The following is a 23,743-nucleotide window of genomic DNA, read 5'->3' on the forward strand; positions in this document are numbered from 1 at the left end:
GTTTGAGACTACAGCGCCTTCTGAATCTTAAATACCCAGGCATGCTGGCAGGGGATAGTCGCCGGTGTAACAGCCGGAGCGTTTATACGGAGGCCGGCTGCGGTTGATGTAGCCTTGATGACGCCCTTAAAACCCGGCATCGACACGACTGCACCGGCTTTCACGCCCGGAATCACCAGTTGATCGGGCCAGGTCAGGCAGATGGCATACAGGTCGTTGCCTTTGCGGGTGTAGCGCACAGCAGCGTCTTTCGCCGTTGACGACGCCGGGGCCTGCTGCCAGCGCTCGGTACCATAGATGGCTTCTCCGTTGACAGTGAGCCAGTCACCGATGTCTTTCAGCCGCTGCTGCATGATTACCGGAATGCGTCCGTCGGCGGTCGGGCCTATGTTGAGCAGAAAGTTACCCCCGCGCGATACTGTTGAGACCAGTTGATGAATGAGAGCGGCACTGGTCTGGTAATCCGCCAGGTCTTCATTGCGGTTGTAGCCGAACGATTCGCCGATGCCCCGACACTCTTCCCACGGGTGGTTATCCGACTGCTCGCCCTGTCCGTATTCCGAGGTGTAGAAGCTGCCGTGTTTACCCTTGGTATCGTTGCCCCAGCGGTCATTGACCACAATGCTGTTGCGCGACGGCGATTCATTGTAAAGCCATGCCAGAATTTCTTCGCTGTGCCACGTTTTGGCCGGATGGTCCCATTCGCCGTCGGTCCAGAGAATATCAGGCTGGTAGCGGGTGACCAGGTCCTTAATCTGCGGAATCATACGCTCCCGCACATACCCTTCCACATTGGTTTTATACTGCGGGTTAAACCACTCAAACAGGGAGTAATAATAACCCATGCGAAGCCCCTTTTCCCGGACGGCTTTTGCCAGGTCACCGGCAAGGTCGCGGTGCGGGCCTGTGTCCTGTGCATTCCAGTTCCAGGCTTGCTGGTTTGGCCAGAGCGTAAAGCCTTCATGATGCTTTGAGGTCAGCACAATGTATTTTGCTCCTGACTGTTTAAAGACGGTAGCCCACTGATCAGGATTAAACAGCTCGGCCTTAAACTGAGCGGCAAATTCCTGATAATGAAACGTATGGCCGTAGTTTTTCTCGTGAAAAGCGACAAACTCAGGATGGATTTTCAGGTTTTTCGCAAAAAGCCGTTGCCAGTACCACTCCGAATAGCCGCTGCCGAAGCCATCGGCGTTTGACTTGGTGGCCCAGGCTGGTACTGAATATAGTCCCCAATGGATGAATATGCCGAATTTGGCGTCTTTAAACCAGCCGGGAACGGGCCGTTTGTCGAGCGAGGCCCAGTCTGCGCTATACGGTTGAGCCAGAACACTGGTTAGTGTGAGAAGAAAACTACTGATAAGTAAACCTGCGCGAATCATAACGGGTTATTTAGAAGCAGGATACAGCATCCTGAATGCGTTGGAAACTGCCTGATGGCCGATGGTAGCGTGGTCTTCCTGTGGCAGGTAATCGAAGTACACCGACACGTTGGCGTTTTTGCCCGCCTTGAGTTTGTCGGCCAGCAGATTGGCGTCGACTTCCATCACCCGCGGATGATCGCCCGGCGTCAGTCCTTCCTTGCCGACGCCGATGTAGATGGCGGTTGGCTGCGTAAAACCGGCTTGCAGTACCGGTGAATCCTGCTTCAGTAACGAACCGTTATCCCACCACAGGCTCGGGCTGATAATGATGTATTTGTTAAACAGCGCCGGCTTTTTCAACAGAATTTCCGTTGCCAGCAAGCCACCCAGCGATTGTCCGATCAGGGTTTTGCTCCCCGAAACGCGGTATTCTTTTTCAATGTAAGGCTGTAGTTCTGATTCGATAAATGCCATAAACTTCGCCGACTGACCAGCGGTTTTGTTGCGTTGCCGGTCCGATTCGATGGTGGTCGGGTAGGTAAAATCGCGGCGGCGGTCAACGCTGGCAATACCAACCACGATGGATTTGGGAATGCGGCTGATCCATGGAAACGTATTAAACTGAACCAGCCCGGCCACGTGAATAAAGTCTTCGTCGATCGAACCGTCGAGCAGGTAAATCACTGCGTATTTTGTCGTATCCTGTGCGGAATATCCGTCGGGCAGATAAATATTCAGCACCCGCTGTTCGCCCAGCACCTTCGACTGGATGGCGTCGACAACACCGATTGCCAGCGGTACTTTGGATGATGGTTTCTGGGCAAAAGCCGGTATTGAGAGTAAACAGAAAAGGAGAACGCGCAGGTGTTTGTGCATAAGATGCGTGTGTAAGGTAGAGAAATGATGTGAAGATACTATTTCCCGCGAAAGGATTTCACCAGAAAGAACGTCATCGGGACAAACTGAATAAGCAGCATCACCGGAAGAAACCAGCTGCCTAACCCGTCTGTTTTTCCGGTAGCGTGTCCGATGGTTTCAACGGTCAGAAAACCAAACAGGATCAGTAGGCCAAGTTTGATCCAGCGCATCATCCGGGTGGCGTTGGTGTACTGAAAGCGAGCATTTTCCGGCGTTACCGGAACCCCGAAATTAAAGGCATGCGGGAACCGGTTAACGACCGTCATGCCGGCAAACAGCACCGTGGCAATAGCCGGCAGCAGGATAATCGCTGCTTTTTTACCGAATCCGTCAGCTTTACCGGCGAGATTAAAATGCGTCGGAATCCTGTCGGGGAGATCGGCGTATGAGAGCAGCACAAGCAGCCAGATACCGGCCAGCATAAGCCAGCCAGCAGCTTCAACTAGTTTGTCAGCAGGTGTGAGGTCAATCCTGAGTCTGGGGCGCTGGTTCTCCATTATTTCTATTACGCAGACGGTGTGCCCTTACCGGCCTCCTGACTGTCGCGGGTATTTTTTTGTACGGCAATCGCCCCGAAAAGCGCCAGCATAAACGCAAAGGCATAATACCCCTTTTCGCTCGGCAGAATCGTGGCATTCCAGAGGCCGACAATCAGCAGTACAATTGACAGAATGGTGGCAAACCAGCAGATGCCGTAATACAGATCGGTTACCGGAATGCCTTCCAGCCGGTCGCGGACACTTTTCTGCAGTGAGACAACGGCAAATAATCCGAGCATCAGCACGGCAAAATAATATCCTTTTTCGTTGAGCAGCATCTCGGCCCGCCACAGACCGATGAGGAAGCCGGCCATGCCGACCCCGAGGGCTACCCATGAGGCAGCAATAAATGCACTGGATGTTTTCTGAGCCATTGTTGGTCGTTGCTAAAAGGTTGCGGTTTCAGATAGTCAGTTGCTCAAATGTATCAGATGCCCGGTGATTGTCAAACCATTATTTATAAAATGGCAACGAGGCGGCCCCTGTCAGAGAACAGGGACCGCCTCGCCGGTAAAATGGGTGTACTTATAGTTTCGGATGCTTTTTGTGCCATTCCGTAGCGTCCTGATAGGCTTTGGCTACGGCCAGTACTTTGCCTTCTTCGTAAAGCTGTCCCATAAAGGTAATGCTCGTCGGCAGGCCGCGCTGATTAAAGCCGTTTGGCAACACCACGCACGGATTCCCCGTCAGGTTGGTCAGTGTCAGGTTGCCGCCTGCATAGGCTGGTGATACATAGACGTCTACGCCGGCCTTCTGCAACACCTGATGCATGTCGTTGATGAGCTTTGTCCGGATCCGGTTGGCCTGAATATATTCGACCGCCGGGATCAGCCGCGACGACCGGAATTCGTTCGGCCAGGCGTTTTTCCCCTGACGCACCATCTGATCGTCTTTGTTGAGGCGGGTCAGTTCGTCAAAACCGGCAGCCCCTTCAATGCCGATAATCATCGTCAGTGCGCCGTAGCGGAAGTCAGGCAGGTCGATCGGAACGAGTTCAGCACCCAGTTTACGCAGGACACTGAGTGAGAGTGAGTCATTGGCGCGGCCACCATACCGGCTTTCAAATCCTTTTTTGACATAGCCGATTTTCATGCCTTTGAGCGAAGGCAGGGGGGCATACCGGAACGGCGCCGAGACCACGGTCTGGTCCTGACCATCAGGCCCGTAAATAGCATTGAACACCAGGGCACAATCTTCGACGGTGCGGGCCATCGGGCCGATTTTGTCCATTGTCCAGCTTAGGGCCATGGCACCGTGGCGGCTTACGCGGCCGAATGTCGGACGCAGGCCCGTAATGCCGTTTACGGTCGATGGCGACACAATAGATCCGAGCGTTTCGGTACCAATGGCAAACGGCAGCAGACCGGCCGATACCGACGAACCCGAACCCGCTGACGAGCCGCTGGAACCGGTTTTCGTATCCCACGGGTTGCGGGTCATGCCACCAAACCAGACATCGCCCATAGCCAACTCACCCATCGACAGCTTGGCGCACAACACGGCACCGGCCTGTTCGAGTTTCTGAATCACGGTAGCGTCGAGGTCGAGCACCTGATCCTTGAACGGCACGGAGCCCCAGGTCGTTTTATAGCCTTTCTTCGCCAGCAGATCCTGGCGCCATACGGAATGCCATGCAGCGGACCACGGTATTTGCCGGCCTTCAGCTCAGCATCGGCCCGGCGCGCCTGGGTCAGGGCCAGATCTTCAGTCAGTGTTACGACGCAAAGCAGCTGCGGGTTGTATTTTTTGAGCCGCTCCAGATAAAAGGTCGTCAGTTCTTCGGAGCTGATTTTTTTGGTCCGGATCAGCTCACCCAGCTGTGCAACGGTATAAAAGGCCAGTTCGTCGCGGTTGGCGGGCAGCGTAACGGTACCGGCCGGCGATGACTTGAAGGAAGATGGCCCTGCCGGCAGTCTAAAACCGGCCGGCTGCGGATTGAAGTAGATCGCCGGTGCAACATCGTTGGTCAGGGAGACTTTCCGGATGGTCTCGAAGTCGTTGCGCTGATCGTTCAGGTTGTCGAGCATCGAGTCGCGCTCAGCCGGCGAAAAATCAAGTCCGAAGACCCGCGAGGCAGCTTCGGCGAGGTCGGCCGTGACTGGTTTTTTCGGGTCGTCATTTGCGATGAAGGCGCCCGCCGTAAAGCTCAGGATGCAGGCTGCAACAGGTAGAAGTTTGCGTTTCATTTAGTTAGGTTGATGTAATTCACCTCAAAATATAAAACAGCAGGCTGACAGTTGCAAGCCGCATCGATGAACGGGAGAAATGCCCCGGCTGGCTTATGATTGGGCTAATGCCAGCAGCGTCTGGTGCAGGGTAGCAAGCTGGGGCAGCAGCAGCCGGGCTTCGTCGTTGTCGATAACATAATCGGCGATCCGGAAGCGTTCCTCATCGCTGATCTGGCGGGCAATGATGTTCCGGATTTCGGCTTCGGAGCGGTGCGGATCGCGGAGGCGGATGCGGTCGATGCGGATGTTTTCCGGGGCATGTACCACAATTACCTTGTCGAGGGTATTATGATCGCCGGCGGCCTTCATGAGTGCCGCTTCCTTAATCACATACGGGTAGTGTTGCTGCTGCACCCAGGTCAGGGTATCGGCATAGACGCGGGGGTGAATCAGGTTGTTCAGCTGGTGCAGTAGTTCCGGATCATGAAAAACGCGGGAGGCCACAAACGCACGGTTGTAGTTCCCTTGCTGATCATAGGCGTCTGTGCCGAGCAACCGGATGATATCGGCTTTCAGAATCGGGTCGTGTTGGGTAAGCCATTTAGCCCGGTCGTCGGCGGCGTAAACCGGTACCCCGAAGGCCTGAAAAATACGGCAGACCAGGCTTTTACCCGATCCGATGCCACCCGTAATGCCGATCTGAAGCGGAGAGTGCGTGCTCATACAAGGTTAAGGCTGGACTGACAGCAGTTCACCGACTTCAAAACTAACGAACACTTTTTCGGTGCTCACCTTCAGCAGCGGATGCTTGAAATGGTTGATCGATAGCTCTTCGTCGTAATTCTGGGAAATCCGCTGGCCCGGAATCCGGACAACCAGCGTATCAGAAACCCCGCGGAGGAGTTTGGCCGGGCCTTCGACGGTCAGTGTATTCGGCGTAATGTTGATCAGACTCGTTACGACATGGCGGGGAGCCATGTTCAGGTGCAGACTGTCGGCAACGAGGTGAATCGTTTTGATCGTCCTCCGGTCGAAACCCAGTTCAAAGGTATCGGCGACAATGTAGTTTACGCGCAGGTTTTTGGCTTGCTCATCGAGGGCTTCTGCCAGTACGGACGTATTGATACTTTTGGCCCGGAGCGGGTTATTGACCACATACTTGATCGGCTCATTCTGAAAAGGCAGAAAGGCCTGACCGAACAGATACCAGCCGCTGCCGACAAGGTTCAGCGTAATGGTTTGGGGCAGGGGAGCGGTCGGGATATAAAGCGAATCGTCGTAAACAAACTGAATCGGGTATTTCACATTGCGGGAATAGCCCGTTTTGTTAAGCGCATTCAGTAGCCAGAATAACGAAGCAGCCAGCAGGCATAAAATGAGTTTAGCCGGCTGAAATGATTTTGACTGGGCAGATGGAGTCACTGGATGAAAGTTTGCGTGCTGCGAAGAAGGGGGCTGCAGGAAAATACAGTCCGGCCGGTGCATATTGTGCCGGCGCCGGCCGGACTGTCAGCAGAAACGTTATTTCGTTTCAGGCGTCTTGACCGTAGCCTCGCGCGAAATAGAGTTTTTCTCAAAGGTGAGTTTTATCCCTTTGTCAACTTCGATGGTCACCGTCGAACCCTCAACGGATGAAATTTTGCCGTGTAAACCGCCGATGGTTACCACGCTGTCGCCCTTTTTGAGGTTATCGACAAAAGACCGCTGATCTTTTTGCTTTTTCTGCTGCGGCCGGATCATAAAGAAGTACATCACACCAGCAATACCGACCCAAAGAAGGACCTGGTAAATCATCTGGTTTGACTGTGCCTGTAAAAGGATTGATTGCATGACGTTTTGGTTTCAGGTTTCATGCCGGTAAATGGCATGAAACAAGCTATTTTGATTGTGTTGTATCGTTTCCGGCGGCATTCGGCTTATCGACATAAACCCTGAACTGGAGGTCGGTCATAGCCGGTTCGGTGTTGGCGAAGATGGTCACGGTTTTGCCCTGTTCACCTTCTTTATTCCGGCTGTTAAACCGGACCTTAACGAACGATTCTTCACCAGGCTCGATGGGTTCACGCGGCCATTCAGGCGTCGTACACCCGCAGGATGCCGTGATGTTGTTAATAATCAGCGGGTAAGCGCCGGTATTAGTAAACAGGAATTTATGCTCGATGGTATCGCCTTCGGTAATATTGCCGAAATCATGAATGCCTTTCTCCTTGAAGGTGATTTTAGGCATTTTGTCCGAAGCCACCGTACTTGCCGATTCGCTCTGCTTGCGGTTGTCGCAGGCCAGCTGGCCCCAGCAAAGCCCGATGACCAGCAATGCGATAAGTGGTTGTTTCATGTACCAGACATTTTCGGTGAAAACGCAGGAACAAAACCGGCTTCCGCTCTGCATAATGCGTCGGGAAAACCGGTTTCGGTTACCTCATTAGCTGTTTTGCTTTTTGATTTGTGCCATCAGCCGGTCAACGTCTTCCAGCAGTTTCTCTGCCTTTTCGCGGGCATCGTTTACCACGCGCTGGCCTTCGCTTTTCTGGAAATTTTCCGGAAGTTCAGCTGAGTTCAGCAAATCGGTGATCAGTGACTCCAGCTGGTTCCGGTATTTTGATAACCGGTACGACAGTTTATCCCGTGTGACTTCTCCTTTTTCGGGAGCGTACAACAACCCTAGTACGGCACCCGTAGCAGCGCCGGTCAGGAAAAATAATAAATCGCGGCTTGTGCGGCTCATAACTTTAGCTGGTTTATGGTCGAAAACGGTCCTTAATACCCTGCGGGCAAAGGAATGGCTAATTTCCGATCAATCAATTACTTGTTATCCAACAGTCCCCGGCCACTCTTACGCAGTTTGCCGGTGTTTGTCAGTTTCGTCGAAAGATTGTCTAAAATTCCGTTCACAAACTTACCGCTTTTGGGCGTACTGTACGCTTTTGCCAGCTCAATATATTCGTTAATTGTTACCTTAACCGGAATGCCGGGGAAGTTAAGCATTTCACAAACAGCCAGTTTAAGGATAATCATATCAAGTTGAGCCACCCGCTGTAAATCCCAGTTCTGGAGTTGTTCGGCCAGCAAACCTTCGTATTCGCCGTTGTTATCAAGCGAACGCTGGTAGAGTGTGGTCATGAAGAAGTAATCTTCGTCCCAGTCGTCGGTCAGGGGTTCGAGGGCCAGACCGGTAGCACTTTGTACGGATTTAAGCGTTTTGATGGCTAAGCTGCGCACCACGTCGCTGTTTTCGGCCCAGCTCAGGTCAATTTCGGCGAGGTAGTTACGGATCAGATCACCTTTAAAAATGAGTGAACGCAGCAGGTACTGCACCAGTTGCTGGTCTTCGTCGGGCGTGTGCGAAATCTGTTCGCAGTAGGCACGGTAGGTGTCATCGGTTTTCAGTACTTCACGGTATGCTTTCCGGACAAAGCCAATATCGTCGGCCCACGAAATGCTGCGGCGCAGCGCTTCATTCTCCAGCGGCCGGAAGTCGGTCAGGGCTTTAATAATGACGTTATCGGCCAGATTGGACTCAAACGGAAACGGCACCTCATCCGGATCGCGGTGAACACGTTCACGGTCGATCTGCGACTGGCGGGCCAGTTCGTTCATTAACGTTAAAACACGGATATAATCATCGTAGATGCCCTGAACCTCGTCGACCATCATTTGGGAGAGGTGCTGGCGATCTTTTTTGGAGCGATTCTGGTAGAATAAATACCCGTCATTGGCCGCTTTAAGAATTTTCTGCGACGCGTCGTCGTCTTTGGCGGGCTGATTGGCTTTAATGGCTTCTTCGAAGAGCGCTGAAGCCAGCTGGCGGTTACCTTCCAGTTGTTTGCGGTCTTGTGGAATCATCGAGTTCAGATCGGGCTGAAATAACTCGGAAATACCATCCAGTGCAAGTTGTTGATTTGATATATCGGCCTGGCGAAGCGCATACAGGGCCTGCATTACTTTTATTCGGAGCAATCGTCGGTTTAACATCCCGCCTATAAATCTATTTACTCTACCAATAAGAAAAAGAACATTCGGAAAATCCGTTGCAAAAGTAGTGCTTTTTCAGTAGTTTTCCCAACGAAACCATCTTTGATTAATCCTAACGTAACACCTTTCCTTATGTTTTGCTGTCGTTGGACGACCGTGGCCGTATTTGTGCTGCTCGGTTTAGTGTCTGCATGTCGTCCGGCCGGCTATGCCTTGTTGCAGAGCCAGCCCCACACATTTGCCCGGAACACCGTCCCTGAACCCGAACCGGCCCCGGTTCAACCCTTGTCACCCGTCGCCCTGAGTACCGTCCGCCCTGATTCTGTTGTCGTGCCACCCGCTCCGTCGCTGGTGATTCAGCCCGCCGCCCGTCATTTGCAAAACCCTGATCACAGCACCCAAAAACCCCGCAAGGTGTGGCTTCAGCAAACCGGTTTATTGTCGCCGGTCGAAACCGGGTATGTCCGCGAAAAGCCGGTAATGACCGGGAAACGCCGGACACCGGTGCTGGCCCACGGTGCATTTGCAGGCAGTGCGGTGTCGTATCTGGCGTCAACGCTTTCGACACCCGGCGGCTGGATCTGGGTCGTTGTCACCACATTACCCCTGCTGTCGGCCCTGATCGGTGTGGCCGGCCTGACGAAAATCCAGAAGAACAGAGAACAATACAGTGGCAAGGCCTGGGCCATCAGCGCCATCCTGCTCGGCACCGGCGTGATCGGCATGGCCTGGGTTGCCCTCGCCGCCCTCGCCAGCGCCAAAGCGTTCCGGGGATGAACCTGATGCTGGATACTGGATGTTAAATACTTGATGCTGGATACTAGATACTAGATGTTGAATGGTAGTGGGGGACTTTCGCTCAATCACTCAATGACTCAATCACTCACTTGGTGATTGAAACGAAATCGGCCGGATTGCTGTTAGGTTCGGAGTAGCAAGCCCCGTTGATTCCCGTGAAAGCACTTCTTTACCTCAATAAGTATCTCGTCAAGTATAAATGGTATCTGATTTGGGGGACTCTCTTTACGATTATATCCAACCTGTTCGGAATTTATCCGGCCCAGCTGGTGCGGTATGCCCTTGATCTGGTGCGCGAAACGCTGGACATTTATTACCTCTATGCCGGTACGTCACTACAGGAATCGATTTATAGTATGTTCGCATTCAGTATTTTGCTGTACGGGCTGCTGATTCTGGCGCTGGCTTTACTGAAAGGCTTTTTCCTGTTTCTGGTGCGACAAACGTTGATTGTGATGTCGCGCCACATCGAATACGACCTCAAAAACGAGATTTACGATCACTACCAGACGCTGCCGCTGAGCTTCTACCGCAAACATAACACCGGCGACCTCATGGCCCGTATTTCGGAGGACGTCAGCAAAGTCCGGATGTATGTCGGCCCTAGCCTGATGTATGGCATGAACCTGATTGTGCTGTTTGCGCTGGTAATCGGTTATATGGTGAGCATCAACATGCGGCTGACGTTTTTTGTACTGCTGCCGCTGCCGGTGTTGTCCATCGGGATTTATCTGGTCGAGAACATCGTGATCCGGCGTTCCGAAGAAATACAGCGGAGTCTGTCGCGGATGTCAACCTTTGTGCAGGAAGCTTTCTCCGGAATCCGGGTCCTGAAGTCGTTTGTACAGGAGAAAAACTCGACCGAAAAATTTGAGCATGAAACCAACGAGTATCGGGCTAAGTCGCTGCGTCTCACACTGGTAGATGCACTCTGGCAGCCGATGACAGTGCTGCTGATTGGCCTCAGTAACGTGCTGGTTATTTATATCGGCGGGCAGGAAGTGATTTCGGGCCGGCTGACACCAGGCAACATCACGGAGTTTATCCTGTACGTAAACATGCTGACCTGGCCGGTGATGGCCCTTGGCTGGACCATGAGTCAGACGCAGCGGGCTGCCGCGTCGCAGCAGCGCATTAATGAGTTTCTGGATGTAAAAACAGAAATCGTGTCGACGAAAAATCTGAGCCGCGATATTCAGGGCAAAATTACCTTTGAGCATGTCCGGTTTACTTATCCGGATTCGGGGATTGTGGCCTTAAAAGATTTTACGATGAACGTCCGTGCGGGCGAAAGTGTGGCTATCCTCGGAACAACTGGTTCAGGGAAAAGTACAATTGCGAACCTGCTGACCCGCATGTATGATCCGACATCGGGAATGATCCGGATTGATGATGTGCCGGTGGAAGAATACGGCCTGCCAATCCTGCGCGGGCAGATCGGCTATGTGCCGCAGGATGTCTTTCTGTTCTCGGATTCGATCAGCAACAACGTTCGTTTCGGGGTGCCGGAAATGTCGCAGGAGCGCATTGATCAGGCCGTCCGGGATGCCGATTTGTATCAGAACATCGTGGACTTTCCGGAAGGCTTCGAAACGCGGATCGGTGAACGGGGCATTACCTTGTCGGGTGGTCAGAAGCAGCGCCTGAGTATTGCCCGCGCCATTGCCCGTGATCCGAAAATTCTGATTCTGGACGACTGCCTGTCGGCGGTTGATACCAATACCGAAAACATTATTCTCAATAACCTGAAGCGGATTATGGCCGACCGTACGTCGGTGATTATTTCGCATCGGGTGTCGTCGGCAAAGCTGGCTGATCAGATTATTGTGCTGGACGACGGCAACATCATCGAAACCGGTACGCACGACGAGTTGATGGCCCGCAACGGCACCTACCGCGAGCTGTACGACAAACAGCTACAGGCTGAAGAAGTATAGGGGGCTGAAAAGGTATGCTGACAGGATTACATGATTAACAGGATGGTTTATCGGCGATCCTGTTAATCATGTAATCCTGTCTTTTTTTATGAATTGAGCGAAACAGGAAGGATTACAGGCAACCCACTAATCACAGTAATCCTTTAATCATGTAAATCATAGTCTCATTGGGCGAGTGAGATGGCTCCGTTGCTGGTCAGTATACGGCGGTGATAGTCAATCTGACCGAGGTGGTAATTCAGGTGGCCGTTGAGGTGAATGAGAAAGAACTGCACGCTCATGCTGTAGCCGAAGATCTCACTCGGGTAGGTTTTAGTTAAGTCACTGTCCGGCAGGCTCAGCAGTGCTTTGCTTACTGTTTCCTTTGTCGCCCGGATCATATCCAGCAACTCACTCTTTTCCAGGCCGGTGGCACTGAACTCGCGGGGGCGGTCGCGCTCAAACGGGATGTGTCCGAGCTGACGGCCAATGAATTCATGCAGATTACCATGCAGGTGCAGGGTCAGGTTCCCCGCCGAATTTGCAATGCCATTGACGACTTTCCAGATGGCGTCTGTTGTCGGGTAGGCGTCAATTTCCTGATAGAGCCGCTGCAGATCGCGGTCAAATAAACGGGCAAGGTCCTGGAGCATATTGTTTTAGTAAAAAGTAGTCACCTACATCTGTGCCAGCAGATACAACACCGCCATGCGAACGGCAACTCCGTTTTCGACCTGATCGAGGATAATGCTGTGATGCGAGTCGGCAGCGTCGGAGGTTAGTTCCACGCCACGGTTAATCGGGCCGGGGTGCATCAGCACAATCGGGCGGTCGAGGTCGTCCAGCATCTTTTTGCTGATCCCGTAGTACATCGAATATTCGCGCAGCGACGGGAAATACTTGATCTGCTGGCGTTCGAGCTGAATCCGGAGCACGTTGGCCACATCGCACCAGTTCAGGGCCTCCCGCACATCGTGGCTGATTTTAATGCCCAGTTCACTCATGTATTTCGGGATGAGCGTTGTCGGGCCGCAGACCATAACCTCGGCACCTTGCTTCTGCAGGCAGAAAATATTGGAAAGTGCCACCCGTGAATGGGTAATATCGCCGATGATCGCCACGCGTTTACCGGCCAGATCGCCCAGTTTTTCGCGGATTGAGAACGAGTCGAGCAGGGCCTGGGTCGGGTGTTCGTGCGTACCGTCGCCGGCATTCACCACGTTAGCCGGAATCCGGCCGGACAGGTAGTGCGGGGCACCGGGACTGCTGTGGCGCATGACAATCATATCGACTTTCATAGCCAGGATGTTGTTTACCGTATCGAGCAGGGTTTCGCCCTTTTTCACCGAACTGCCCGACGCCGAAAAATTCACGACATCGGCCGACAGTCGTTTTTCGGCGAGTTCAAACGAAAGACGGGTACGGGTAGAGTTTTCGAAAAAAACGTTGGCAATCGTAATGTCACGCAGCGAGGGGACCTTTTTGATCGGCCGGTTGATGACTTCCTTAAATTCCTTAGCCGTGTCGAGAATCAGATTAATGTCATTCTCGTTGAGGTCTTTAATGCCCAGCAGGTGTCGAACGCTTAATGAATCAGCCATGAGGAGTACGCACAAAAATTGGGCAAAGATAACCGGATTTACCTTTTCTGACAGCGAATGGTGATATTGTTCAGTAAGCCCCTGTAATTATCCAGGTGAGCCGGATTGCTGTAGCTACCCAATATGTATCCTGTTAACAATTATTAAATACTTATTTTTTGTCTTATTCGGCGATAAAGTTTTCTTTGGGTCAATATTCACAATAACACAACACTCCAATGAAAGCACAATTCCTTACCGCCTGCCTTGCCACACTGACCTCCACACTTTTTGCCCAGATTCAGCCCGGCGAACGATTGTATGGCGGATCAATTTCTGTGGCCAGCATGTATTCTCGTATCCTGAATACGGATGTAAAAAACAACAACAGCTTTACTGCATCAACAGTGCAGCTGACTGTAGGGAAATTCAGGCAAAACAACTGGCTGACCGGCATCAATATGACACTTGGCTTATCGCCAGGCTCAAGTAAAATTGTCTCCGCTGTAGACGGCCAGAACAACTATGAATCGGGAACACGATATTTGTCATATAGTGCTTCGTTAAATCCATTCGTAAGGCGTTACTGGGGGCTGAACAACATACAGCTTTTTGTCGGAGGGGGCATTGGTGTCTCCGTGAGTGGATTTTATAGTAGAGAAAAAGAGTTTCCGGCTAAGGATTACACCTTTTCAGGAAACAGAATGTTTGGTTTCGGCATTTCACCCACGTTTGAAGCAGGGCTGAATTATTTTGTCACAAAGCATCTGGCGCTGGAGCTTAAAACATCCACAACTGCTTTTCCGGTCTCCTTCGGACAGCTTCGGGCCGGGTTTATTTATCGGACAGGCGACCATGCTGCCAGCCCTGATAATCAGACGCAGGTTAGTCAGACGCAGAAAGGTGGATGGCTACTTGGCGGACAATTTTCGGTTAGTAACACATTCCTTGAAGGAACTCAGAATACTACCTATGAACCTGAAGTATATACTATCAGTGCGTCGGCGGGGACGTTTATTCGCGAACGAACGGTACTGGGTATAGAGGCAGGTTATCAACATACCGGACGAAAAACAACAGGTAATAACCAGTCTGTCAGTCGGTCAACCGGGATTTCAGTTATACCGTATGTGCAAACGTATTGGCTGACCAGCCGGCTTACACCTTTTCACCGGATTTCAGCCAGCTGGTCGAAGCTAATAAATACACAAGGAAATACGTTTGGCCTTAATGGTCAGTTTGGCCTTGCCTACATGTTAGGGAATCGGTTTATTCTTGAAACCTCACTAGCCAGAGTTGGTGTAGATTACAGCCGTCTCGGAAATATTACTGAAACAGTTTCACCATACGCCTCAGCTTCTCTCGGTAACCAGTTCGCTTTGCGCTATGTATTTCGGTAACACGCGCTAAGCCGTTTGTCCAATCCCCGTTAATCCGCTATTTTTGGCCTTCTATGCATCACAGAACGCTAGACTGTGATGAGTTATGTGGTTAATAACACAGAATGCTGTTCTGTGGTACAACAAGATGGATTTACTGAAAGGAAAAGTTGCGTTAATTACCGGAGCCTCACGGGGAATCGGCCGGGCTATCGCCACACGGTATGCTCAGGAAGGAGCAGATGTGGCATTTACTTACCTGTCGAGTGTAGAAAAAGGACAGGCCCTCGAAGCTGAACTGAGTGCGTTTGGTGGCCGGGTGAAAGGCTATCGGTCCGATGCGTCGGACTATACAGCCGCCGAAGACCTCATTTCGCAGGTGGTTGCTGACTTTGGCAAGGTTGATGTTGTGGTCAACAATGCGGGTATTACGCGCGACGGATTGTTAATGCGGATGTCGGAAGAACAATGGGACACCGTTATTAACGTTAATCTGAAGTCGGTATTTAACCTGACTAAAGCCGCCATCAAACCGATGATGAAAGCGAAGTCGGGGTCAATCATTAACCTGACATCGGTAGTCGGTCTGCGCGGAAACGCCGGACAGGCGAACTATGCCGCTTCCAAAGCAGGCATCATCGGCTTTACCAAGTCGGTGGCGCTGGAACTGGGTTCGCGGAACATTCGCTCAAATGCCATTGCACCGGGCTTTATCGAAACCGAAATGACCGGCGAAATCAACGAGAAAGCCGTTGAGGAATGGAAACAGTCGATTCCGATGAAACGTGGCGGGCAACCCGAAGAGGTGGCTGATGCCTGCGTTTTCCTCGCCTCAGACTTGTCGCGGTACATTACCGGACAGGTATTGCAGGTCGATGGCGGAATGCTTACTTAATGGCAACGGGCAGGGAGCATGGGGTATGGAGTATAGGGCTTAGTGCAGGGTGTTGGGTCTGCTGACTCCCCGCACTAAGCCCTACGCCCTACGCTCTCTGCCCTCCGCCTCACGCTCCCAAGCCAATACAACCTTTTATGAACATCATCTTTCAAACGTCACCGTGGTGGATACTGGCCTGCCTTGCTGTAGGTGCGATCTATGCCGCGGCCATGTATCAGCCCTTGCCCAACCAGGCATCTGCCGGGAGCGTCAGTCAATGGGATAACCGCGTGCGCTATGCCCTGACGGCCCTGCGGTTTCTGGTCGTAAGCCTGCTGTGCTTTCTGTTCCTCAACCCGCTGGTACGGAATGTCCGGTCGCTGACCGAAAAACCAAAGGTGGTGTTAGCCGTCGACAATTCCGAGTCGGTGGCGGCGGCGGGCCGGCCCGCCCTCAATAAGGCCCTGACCAATCTACAGCAACTGCGGCAGGAGCTGGCCGACGAGGGGCTGGATGTGGCGGTCCGGACGTTCGGCGATACCATTACCGATGCCGACCTGACCCAGATTCCCTTCACGCAACGGACAACCAATCTTTCCGGCCTGCTGTCCGACATTCGTTCTGACTACGAGGGCCGCCATTTAACCGATGTGGTGCTGGTCACCGACGGTATTTTCAATCAGGGCTTATCGCCTACCTTCGGGCAGTATCCGTTCGCCGTTCATGCGGTGGGGCTGGGCGATACAATTCCCAAAAAAGACATTCAACTCAAAGGAATCATTGCCAACCGGATCGCGTATCTGGGCAATGAGTTTCCGATTCAGGCCGAAATTACCAGCTTCGGTTTTCAGGGACGGTCGGCAACGGTAGTCCTGAAACAGGGTGGCCGTGAGCTGGGTCGCCAGCCGGTTAGTTTTGCGCAGAACGAAACCTTCAGTCAGGTATCCTTTAAAACGACAGCCACCCAGAAAGGGGTGCAGCATTATACTGTCGAAATCATTCCGCAGGCGGGCGAATTCAGCCTTAAAAACAACCGTCAGGATGTGTATCTGGATGTGATCGACGGCCGTGAAAAAGTATTGCTGCTGGCGGCAACTCCGCATCCGGACGTGAAAGCGTTGCGGGCGATCATCGAGAAAAACCAGAATTACGAACTGGATGTCCGGATTCTGACGAGCGCCGACGGTCCGTTGAGCGTTGAAAAAACATACGATCTGATCATTCTGCACCAGATTCCGGACAATGCCGGTGCTGGTACGGCCGTCATGCAGCGGTTGCTGGCCCAGAATACGACGCCGGTGCTGTTCGTACTGGGTAATCAGTCGGCCATCGGACCGTTCAACACCTCCAATCCGGTGATGCAGATCAATGCGCAGGCAGGGCAGGGCGACAAGGTGACGGCGCGGCTGAATTCGACGTTTAAGCAAATCAACATTGATCCGGAGCGGCTGGACATCCTGGGTAAATTCCCGCCGATGACCGCTCCCTACGGCGAATACAAGCTGTTGCCGGGCACCGAAGTGGTCTTGTGGCAACAGGTCGGGACCGTGGCAACCAACAAGCCGTTGCTGGCACTGAACGTAACGGGTACCCGCAAGGCCGCCGTACTGGCCGGTGAAGGCATCTGGCAGTGGCGGCTGGAAGAATACGCCCTGACCGAAAAACAGGAGGTCGTCGATGAGCTGCTGCAAAAAGTCATTCAGCTGATTTCGGTGAAGGAAGACCGCCGTAAACTGCGGGTATATCCAATCCGGAATGAGTTTTATGTCGGCGAAAAAGTGGTGTTTGAAACCGAGCTCTACAACGATATTTATGAGCGGCTGTATGACAAGCTGGTAACGCTGGAAATCACGGACGAAGGCGGCATCACGCGCGATTACACCTACACGCCGACCCAGGACAACAGCCGGTTTGAAATCAGCCGGTTGCCGCAGGGAGCTTACCGCTATAAGGCAAGCGTAACGATCAACAACAAAGCCGAGCTGTCGTCAGGGCAGTTTATTGTGCGCGACCTGCAGCTCGAAGCCATGAATACCACGGCTGATCATGCCATGTTGCGGCAACTCGCCCAGCAAACCGGTGGCCGGTTCTATAACTCGGCATCGGTACAGAACATGGTAAAAGACATTGTATCGAAGAAGAGTCCGGCCCGTCTGACAAGCACCGAAGAACTGGATGAACTCATCAACTGGCGGTGGCTGTTCTTTATGGTCCTTGGCCTTGCTGCCGCCGAGTGGGGCGCACGCAAGTACTTCGGCGGGTATTGATTGGTAGCAAACCGGGAATAATCGGGTCAACTTCCAGGAACAGGGCCGCCTGGCGGTTCTGAACTTCCAGGAAGTTGACCCGAAATGTTAACATCTACTCCTCAAACAACCAGTCGGCTCCTTTGCGCGAAGCCAGACCGGCGTCAAAGGGCGTGATGGCATGGATACCGTCGACAAAGCCGAGAACCAGACACGCGCCCTTGCCCAGCGTCAGCGCATGGTCCCCCGCCGGAAACGTGTAGGCATGTACCTGTACCGGCGGCATATCGGCAACCACCAGCGCATTGGCGATTTTAACCTCCGCCTGCCCGTAATCATTGGCACTGGCATCGGTCTCCAGATTCGGTTCGGGCAAATAAGTAGTCTTATCGGTTGATTTAAAAAAGCCAACCAGCAGCTGCACCGGCTGTTTCGTGCTGAAGCGCACAACCGTTGGCGTCTCTGTCTGGGTCTTCATGGCATAACGAACCCCGCTCAGCGTTTGCAGCGCCGGACTAACGGCCTGAATAGCATTCAGTTTATCCGTAAACGGTAGTTGGTTATTGGTCAGGCTATAGGTCTCACCGGTCAGCGTCACAGCGGCTTTGGGCAGAGCTGTGCTGGCCAGCGAATTAGTAGTCGTGGCCGGTGAAGCCTTGAGTTTTGCCAGATTCTTTTTAAATGTCGCCAGCTCCGCCTGATAGTGCGGCAGCAATTCCAACCACGTTTTGTTGGTACCGTCGTTGCCGCCAATCGGCACCCGCCGTTGCTGCGTCTGCATGCTGTTGGCATACAGATAGGTATCGCGGGTCAGGTCGGCCAGCTTCCGGAAATGGACCAGACTTTGCTCCAGATGCGGTACGGCTTTTTCCAGATCCTGAATATCCTGCGAATAGTGGTAACGCAGCACCAGCGTGGCGGCTTTAACCTTTTCGGCATAAAAATCGGCCAGTGCCTGGTAGCAGTACATGTCGTTACGTACGCGGTCAAAGTCGGCTTTGTTTTGCCGGACAAACGGCGCGGCGCGGTCAATCGCTTCGACGGCCAGTTTGCCGTGCCGCACTACCTCATCGACAATCTGCGGCGGAGTTTCGCCGGTATGCGGCTGTTTCTTCCATTCTTTTTCGGCCCATTCAATGAGCATTTCGCCCTCGGGGCCGTCGGAGGTATAGAGGTCGGACCAGACGCGGTATTTGTAGGGATTCACCAGCTGACTCACAAACATACCCAGCGTGAGCGTCTGCCGGTTGCCGTTCGTAATGCCGAAGCGGCGCAGCAGCTTGGGCGCAATTTCCCCCGCCTGCTCATAGGCCTCCAGAATGTCCTGACCGTGATTCCGGGTACCATACATCCCGTCCAGCCTGGCCGACCAGTAGGCCACTTCGTCGGTACGGTTGCGGTGGCAGTTCCATGCGTAGCGGCCCCATGCTTCGTACCAGACCCAGTCGCGGTCGATTTGCAGTTGCCGGGGCGTTACTTTGTCGGCCGTATAAGGCCAGTCCCAGTACGAGGCTTCGGGGTAGAGGTGCAGCCCGTTTGCCCCGTGAATGGCATGCATCGCCTGCACACTTTTCTGGATAAAATCGGCCGACCCGTAGCGAAATGGCTCCAGATTGGCCAGAATATGCACATTGTCGATGTGGGTTGAGCCGAGGCGGCTGAGGTCGCGGTGCATTTCTGCCCACGGCCCGCGCGGCGTGTAGGTGGTCAGGGCCTCGCCGTTGTATTTGTTTTCGGTGTACAGGTTTTTGTAGAGCGGCAGGGCGGCTTTCATCACCAGCTGCGGGTTGGTGTCGTGGCCGCGCAGTACAATCGGTGGCTCGTCGGTTTTGCCGAGCGCTTTCAAGCCGTCTTTTACGCCCGGAATAATGGTTTTGGTAAACCACTCCACGTCCATCTCATCGCCTTCCATGGCTTCGCCGAGGGCAATCAGCAGGCCCACATTCGGGTATTTTTCGACAAACGCCGCAATCGACTTGCGGGTATAATCGGCGATGACCGGAATAATCGGGCGTTTGCGATCCTGGGTTTTCAGGTTGTGTTTTTCGGCAAACGGCTTCGAGACGATGATGTTGTAAAACATCTGAATTACCCAGATACCCCGCTTGTCGGCCTCTTCGGTCAGGAAACGGAACATCTCCTCATTTTTTTTGAACGTGGCATCGTCGACCTCCACGGCGTAGGGATAGTCATTGAGCCGCACCAGCGATGCAAAGGGGTGACCATTCCAGAGATACAGCGAATTCATCCGGTTGTCGGCCAGCATATCCAGGTAGCGGAGCCAGAGGGCCTTGTCGTAGAACCACGGAAAGTTTTCGGGGGTATACGGGTATTCGTATACATTCCGTCCCGGCAGATAGGTCGTTTTCTGGACGCCGATGCAGGCCCCGCGCAGGACCATTTCGGGCTGATCGGCCTTCCGCCAGTTGGTCGGCCAGGCCTTTCGCGCGGTAATCTCACCGGCCAGGGCCAGACAGCCGTACAGCGTTCCCGACGGGTCGGCCCCGCCGATGACGAAGCCTTGCGGAGTCGGCTGCACCACAAACCCTTCCTTGCCCGGCGTCGGGGCGGGGGCAGGGAAGGCCTGCGCGACCGGTTTGTCGGAAAGCAGCCCCAACAGAATGGTTTTGCCATTGGCGGGTCCCGTACCGGTACTGACCGTGTAGCCGGTTTGTTCGAGTGCTTTCCGGAGGCGTTCGGCCCCGAACCGGATCCGTGCATGCGGATTAGCCGGCAGCACAATCCGCACGTTTTCGGCAAGGGCCGCCGCCCCGAAGAGCATGGTAATCACCCATGCTGATAACCAGTGTTGTATGTTGTATCGCATATGTCTACATGTAGCACGGAATGCTATTCCGTGTTATTAATTACCACCCGTATAATCGGCGCAGGCACGGAATAGCATTCCGTGCTACTTTTTACTCAGCTGCTTCAGTTTCGCGTCGGCTATGCGGGTGTTGAGTTTGACGCGGACCATGCCCATCGGGTGGTACCGCTGTTTTTTGTCGATGGCGGCATACACAACCGTGAACTCGTCGTTGCCTTCGGGGATCAGGCAGAGCGGTGTCCGCATGATGTCCCACCATTTCTTCACCTTCGTATGAATCGGAAAGTAATGCGCTTCGGTCCAGTGGATGCCATCCTGTGACAGCGAATAGCCGAACATGTTGGGCAGATGAAGCCCCCAGTCGTCGGGACCACCGTCGAACATGGCAATGTACAGGCCGTTGGGCAAGCGGCTGATGAGCGGGTTTTCGATAAACCACGGGTGCATCGACCGGACCGGGTTGATGGTGGTATCCATCCGGACCCACGGGCCTTCGAGCGTGTTCGACTGCGCCAGACCGATGAGCCAGCCCTGTTTCGGCTTGTCGGGGTAATCCGCCCATTTCGCCCACGGAAACGCCCCGCCGTAGAGACACAGCCATTTATCGCCGACTTTATACGGGAAAAACGAATCAACGCCCTGACGGCCTTCCCACAGCTGGGAGTCGAGGCCGGGCTCCATCACAATGCCCAGATCGCGGTAGGGGCCACCGATGCCGTCCATGCCCTCCTTCACCGACTCACACCGCCAGATGCGGCCGAACGAGTGGTTCGGGTGAATGGTTTTGTGGCAGGTATAGGCCAGATAGAAGCCATTCCAGCGGTTTGTTTTTTCGTTGAATACCGGCATATACGACCAGATGGCACCACGGCGGTCATTGATCGGGTTATCGTCGTCGGTAATGGCATACACGCCGCTTGCCTGGTAAATGGTCGATTGGCGGGTCCAGTGAATGGCGTCGGTGCTGGTCCAGTGGCCGATGCGGGTTTTGATCCGGTCATAGTACGCCGGCATGCCTTGCTCACCGGCCCGCTCGGTCGGGAACATGTGGTAGGTATTGCCGAGTTTAACGCAGGCCCCGCCCTCAAACCCGCCCTGAATGCCTTCGGTGCCGGGCATTCCGTTGGCGACGACCGGTGTGTCGGGGCCGCCAATGATCTCAAACAGGGGCTCTTCGTCCGAAAAGCCTTCGACAATATAAGGCTCCCACAACCGGCCGTCGGGATACCCGGCGTCGCGGGGGCTCAGCGTCTGGTTGCCTTTGATAACGCCCAGCACAAGAAACGGCTCGCCCGTTGGCTGAATGACCTGCCTGCCGCGGCCGTAGGGGAGGGCATACACATCGACGCGCGGCATGCCCGTAACGGTCACCCCGTTGGTCAGCACCGGTTGCCGGTTCAGTAAGGTGGCGGGTTGCGTCTGCCGCGTCGAGTCGCGGAACAGACCAATCAGCACCTGAACCGGTTGGGATACCTGAATCGTAAGCGGTTGGGTGTCGCCGGTTTTGGACATCTGCACACCGGTCAGCCCCGTAAGTTCGGCCGGAATACGGACCAGACAGTTTCGCTGACCACGGAAAACGTGGCCCATTTCGGCAGTTTTAAACGTTTTGGCCGTTGGCGAAACGACCGTAAACGGCGCTTCCTGCCAGCGGACAGGCGTTTCCTGGCCGATCACCTGCACCGACCACAGCAGCAGCCCTGCCAACAGGATCCGGCAGCTATTCGGTTTCAATACGGAAAACATACGCAGCAATATCAGAAGGGGTTCGGGTTTTCGGAGGAATGGTAATCGTGAGGCCGGTATCGGTCAGGCTGGTGGTGCAGGGTTCCAGGTTTTTGAGGCCCAGAACGTTCACCGCTTTCAGGCGACCGCCCAGACTGGCGGGCGTAATCGCTTTCAGCGACAGCGACTGACCGGCGCCCGGCCATTCCATGGCGATGGCGTAAACGGTTTTGCCCTTGCGGGTATAGTAAATCTGCTGGCCCCCGGCCGTTTTTTCGCCGTAAACGCTGAACGGCCGCGTCTCGTAGACCGATTCGCCGAACGACCACATCCACCGCCCGATTTTGTAGACAACCTGCTTCTGGTCTTCGGGGAACGTGCCGTCGGCTTTCGGGGACAGGTTCAGCAGCAACTGCCCGTTTTTGCTGACCACCTCCACGATTTTCCGGACAATGTCTTCGGCCGTGCGGATTTCCATGCCGTCGGTATAGCCCCATGAGAACGAAAAACCGGTGCCGATTGAGTAATCGCAGAGCCAAGGCGTTTCGATGATGCGGTCGGGATTGGTGTTTTCGTGGTCTTCCATGCCGATGCCTTTCGGAATATCCTCGCCTTTGTAGGTCACGATCACATCCTGTTTGCGGGCGGCGGCTTCGTTAAAATAATGGGCGAGGTAGGTCTGTATGTTTTTGACCGGCACCTGTTCCAGCCAGGCATCGTGGTAAATAATATCAGGGTGGTACTTATCGACCAGCTCGTTGCATTTATCTAGCCACATTTTGTCCCACGCCTCTTTTTTCATGGGTGAACCATACAGTTTGGCGTACTTCGGATCGGCCCCCGCCCAGCCCGGTTTGAGCTTGACGTTGGTATAGTTCAGCTCGTGGTGCAGCGAGGTGAAAAACTTCATGTTACGCTTGCGGATCGCAACGGCCAGTTCACCGACCACATCGCGGTGCGGCCCCATGTCTTTGGCGTTGAACGGCGTCAGTTTACTGGCCCACATCGAGAAACCGTCGTGGTGTTCGGCGACCGGTCCGGCAAAACGTGCCCCGCCTTTCTGAAACAGTTCGGCCCATTCGTCGGCGTTGAAGCGTTCGCCTTTAAACATCGGGATAAAGTCGTGGTAGCCGAATTTGGTCAGCGGGCCATAGATGGCCACGTGGCGTTTGTGCGTACCCAGCTTGGCATAATCGGCTTCATTGTGCATGTGCTGGATGTAGTGTTCATTATTATAGGCAGGCACCGCATAGACACCCCAATGACAATAAATTCCGAATTTAGCGTCCCGTATCCATTCAGGGACACCGGTATGTTTTCCGAGCGATTGCCAGGTCGGCTCATACGGTTTTGGTACCGTTTGCCCGTGCGTAACCTGACAAACAAAGACGGAAAGGATAGCCGCAACGATGGGTTTTACGCGCATAATTGATC

Annotated in this window: 20 protein-coding genes and 1 pseudogene; 5 read left to right on the forward strand and 16 right to left on the reverse strand. The window is 53.7% G+C overall.

Annotated features, from left to right (window positions below; translation table 11 throughout):
• Nucleotides 1-8: 8 nt before the first annotated feature.
• The 11 genes and pseudogenes from AC23NW_RS21000 to nusB form a co-directional block, all read right to left on the reverse strand.
• Nucleotides 9-1,382 carry an alpha-L-fucosidase gene (locus tag AC23NW_RS21000; RefSeq protein ID WP_487451798.1) on the reverse strand — a complete coding sequence of 458 codons (1,374 nt, stop codon included), beginning with the start codon at nucleotides 1,380-1,382 and terminating at the stop codon, nucleotides 9-11.
• Between the two features lie 6 nt (nucleotides 1,383-1,388).
• Nucleotides 1,389-2,240, reverse strand: a complete 852-nt coding sequence (locus tag AC23NW_RS21005) for an alpha/beta hydrolase (RefSeq protein ID WP_487451799.1) — start codon at nucleotides 2,238-2,240, stop codon at nucleotides 1,389-1,391.
• A 38-nt stretch (nucleotides 2,241-2,278) separates the two neighbouring features.
• Complete coding sequence (locus AC23NW_RS21010; protein ID WP_487451800.1) at nucleotides 2,279-2,779, reverse strand: DUF1648 domain-containing protein; 501 nt, start codon at nucleotides 2,777-2,779, stop codon at nucleotides 2,279-2,281.
• Between the two features lie 8 nt (nucleotides 2,780-2,787).
• Nucleotides 2,788-3,195: an inner membrane protein YiaA gene (yiaA, locus tag AC23NW_RS21015; RefSeq protein ID WP_293833477.1), complete on the reverse strand. Its 408-nt coding sequence runs from the start codon at nucleotides 3,193-3,195 to the stop codon at nucleotides 2,788-2,790.
• A gap of 151 nt (nucleotides 3,196-3,346) precedes the next feature.
• Nucleotides 3,347-5,007 (reverse strand): annotated as a pseudogene (locus AC23NW_RS21020) (amidase).
• 93 nt (nucleotides 5,008-5,100) lie between these two features.
• Complete coding sequence (coaE, locus tag AC23NW_RS21025; RefSeq protein WP_487451802.1) at nucleotides 5,101-5,712, reverse strand: dephospho-CoA kinase; 612 nt, start codon at nucleotides 5,710-5,712, stop codon at nucleotides 5,101-5,103.
• Between the two features lie 6 nt (nucleotides 5,713-5,718).
• Nucleotides 5,719-6,411 (reverse strand): YbbR-like domain-containing protein, encoded by a 693-nt coding sequence (locus AC23NW_RS21030; RefSeq protein ID WP_293833471.1) that lies wholly within the window; start codon nucleotides 6,409-6,411, stop codon nucleotides 5,719-5,721.
• Between the two features lie 99 nt (nucleotides 6,412-6,510).
• Nucleotides 6,511-6,819: a preprotein translocase subunit YajC gene (gene yajC, locus AC23NW_RS21035; protein WP_293833469.1), complete on the reverse strand. Its 309-nt coding sequence runs from the start codon at nucleotides 6,817-6,819 to the stop codon at nucleotides 6,511-6,513.
• Nucleotides 6,820-6,865: 46 nt separating this feature from the next.
• Nucleotides 6,866-7,324 carry a DUF1573 domain-containing protein gene (locus tag AC23NW_RS21040; RefSeq protein WP_487451805.1) on the reverse strand — a complete coding sequence of 153 codons (459 nt, stop codon included), beginning with the start codon at nucleotides 7,322-7,324 and terminating at the stop codon, nucleotides 6,866-6,868.
• Nucleotides 7,325-7,411: 87 nt separating this feature from the next.
• The gene (locus tag AC23NW_RS21045) at nucleotides 7,412-7,714 is read right to left on the reverse strand and encodes a YtxH domain-containing protein (RefSeq protein WP_293833466.1); all 303 of its coding nucleotides are present in this window, start codon (nucleotides 7,712-7,714) and stop codon (nucleotides 7,412-7,414) included.
• Between the two features lie 77 nt (nucleotides 7,715-7,791).
• A complete protein-coding gene (nusB, locus tag AC23NW_RS21050; RefSeq protein WP_293833515.1) occupies nucleotides 7,792-8,928 on the reverse strand; it encodes a transcription antitermination factor NusB in 1,137 nt (378 codons plus the stop codon).
• A gap of 165 nt (nucleotides 8,929-9,093) precedes the next feature.
• Here nusB and AC23NW_RS21055 point away from each other — a divergent pair, with 165 nt between their 5' ends.
• Both AC23NW_RS21055 and AC23NW_RS21060 read left to right on the forward strand, forming a co-directional pair.
• On the forward strand, nucleotides 9,094-9,738 hold the full coding sequence (locus AC23NW_RS21055; RefSeq protein WP_487451806.1) for a hypothetical protein: 645 nt from the start codon (nucleotides 9,094-9,096) through the stop codon (nucleotides 9,736-9,738).
• A 176-nt stretch (nucleotides 9,739-9,914) separates the two neighbouring features.
• Nucleotides 9,915-11,696, forward strand: a complete 1,782-nt coding sequence (locus tag AC23NW_RS21060; RefSeq protein ID WP_487451807.1) for an ABC transporter ATP-binding protein — start codon at nucleotides 9,915-9,917, stop codon at nucleotides 11,694-11,696.
• 164 nt (nucleotides 11,697-11,860) lie between these two features.
• On the opposite strand, the gene AC23NW_RS21065 is transcribed toward AC23NW_RS21060, so the two are convergent.
• On the reverse strand, nucleotides 11,861-12,328 hold the full coding sequence (locus AC23NW_RS21065) for a DinB family protein (protein WP_487451808.1): 468 nt from the start codon (nucleotides 12,326-12,328) through the stop codon (nucleotides 11,861-11,863).
• 24 nt (nucleotides 12,329-12,352) lie between these two features.
• Complete coding sequence (locus AC23NW_RS21070) at nucleotides 12,353-13,276, reverse strand: aspartate carbamoyltransferase catalytic subunit (protein WP_071503781.1); 924 nt, start codon at nucleotides 13,274-13,276, stop codon at nucleotides 12,353-12,355.
• A 296-nt stretch (nucleotides 13,277-13,572) separates the two neighbouring features.
• On the opposite strand from AC23NW_RS21070, the gene AC23NW_RS21075 reads away from it, so the two are divergent.
• From AC23NW_RS21075 to AC23NW_RS21085, 3 genes are all read left to right on the forward strand, one after another.
• Nucleotides 13,573-14,655 carry a hypothetical protein gene (locus AC23NW_RS21075; protein WP_487451810.1) on the forward strand — a complete coding sequence of 361 codons (1,083 nt, stop codon included), beginning with the start codon at nucleotides 13,573-13,575 and terminating at the stop codon, nucleotides 14,653-14,655.
• Nucleotides 14,656-14,782: 127 nt separating this feature from the next.
• Nucleotides 14,783-15,529, forward strand: a complete 747-nt coding sequence (gene fabG / locus AC23NW_RS21080) for a 3-oxoacyl-[acyl-carrier-protein] reductase (protein ID WP_293833453.1) — start codon at nucleotides 14,783-14,785, stop codon at nucleotides 15,527-15,529.
• 137 nt (nucleotides 15,530-15,666) lie between these two features.
• Nucleotides 15,667-17,778, forward strand: a complete 2,112-nt coding sequence (locus AC23NW_RS21085) for a VWA domain-containing protein (protein WP_487451811.1) — start codon at nucleotides 15,667-15,669, stop codon at nucleotides 17,776-17,778.
• A 94-nt stretch (nucleotides 17,779-17,872) separates the two neighbouring features.
• Here the strand turns inward: AC23NW_RS21085 and AC23NW_RS21090 are convergent, their stop codons facing one another.
• The 3 genes from AC23NW_RS21090 to AC23NW_RS21100 form a co-directional block, all read right to left on the reverse strand.
• Nucleotides 17,873-20,584 carry an alpha-d-galacturonidase gene (locus tag AC23NW_RS21090; protein WP_487451813.1) on the reverse strand — a complete coding sequence of 904 codons (2,712 nt, stop codon included), beginning with the start codon at nucleotides 20,582-20,584 and terminating at the stop codon, nucleotides 17,873-17,875.
• 84 nt (nucleotides 20,585-20,668) lie between these two features.
• Nucleotides 20,669-22,330 (reverse strand): hypothetical protein, encoded by a 1,662-nt coding sequence (locus AC23NW_RS21095; protein WP_487451814.1) that lies wholly within the window; start codon nucleotides 22,328-22,330, stop codon nucleotides 20,669-20,671.
• Nucleotides 22,305-23,735 carry an alpha-L-fucosidase gene (locus AC23NW_RS21100; RefSeq protein WP_487451815.1) on the reverse strand — a complete coding sequence of 477 codons (1,431 nt, stop codon included), beginning with the start codon at nucleotides 23,733-23,735 and terminating at the stop codon, nucleotides 22,305-22,307. Before AC23NW_RS21100 ends, AC23NW_RS21095 begins: the two co-directional genes overlap by 26 nt.
• Nucleotides 23,736-23,743: the final 8 nt, after the last annotated feature.

The sequence above is a fragment of the Arsenicibacter sp. R0_47 genome, from assembly GCF_057652235.1.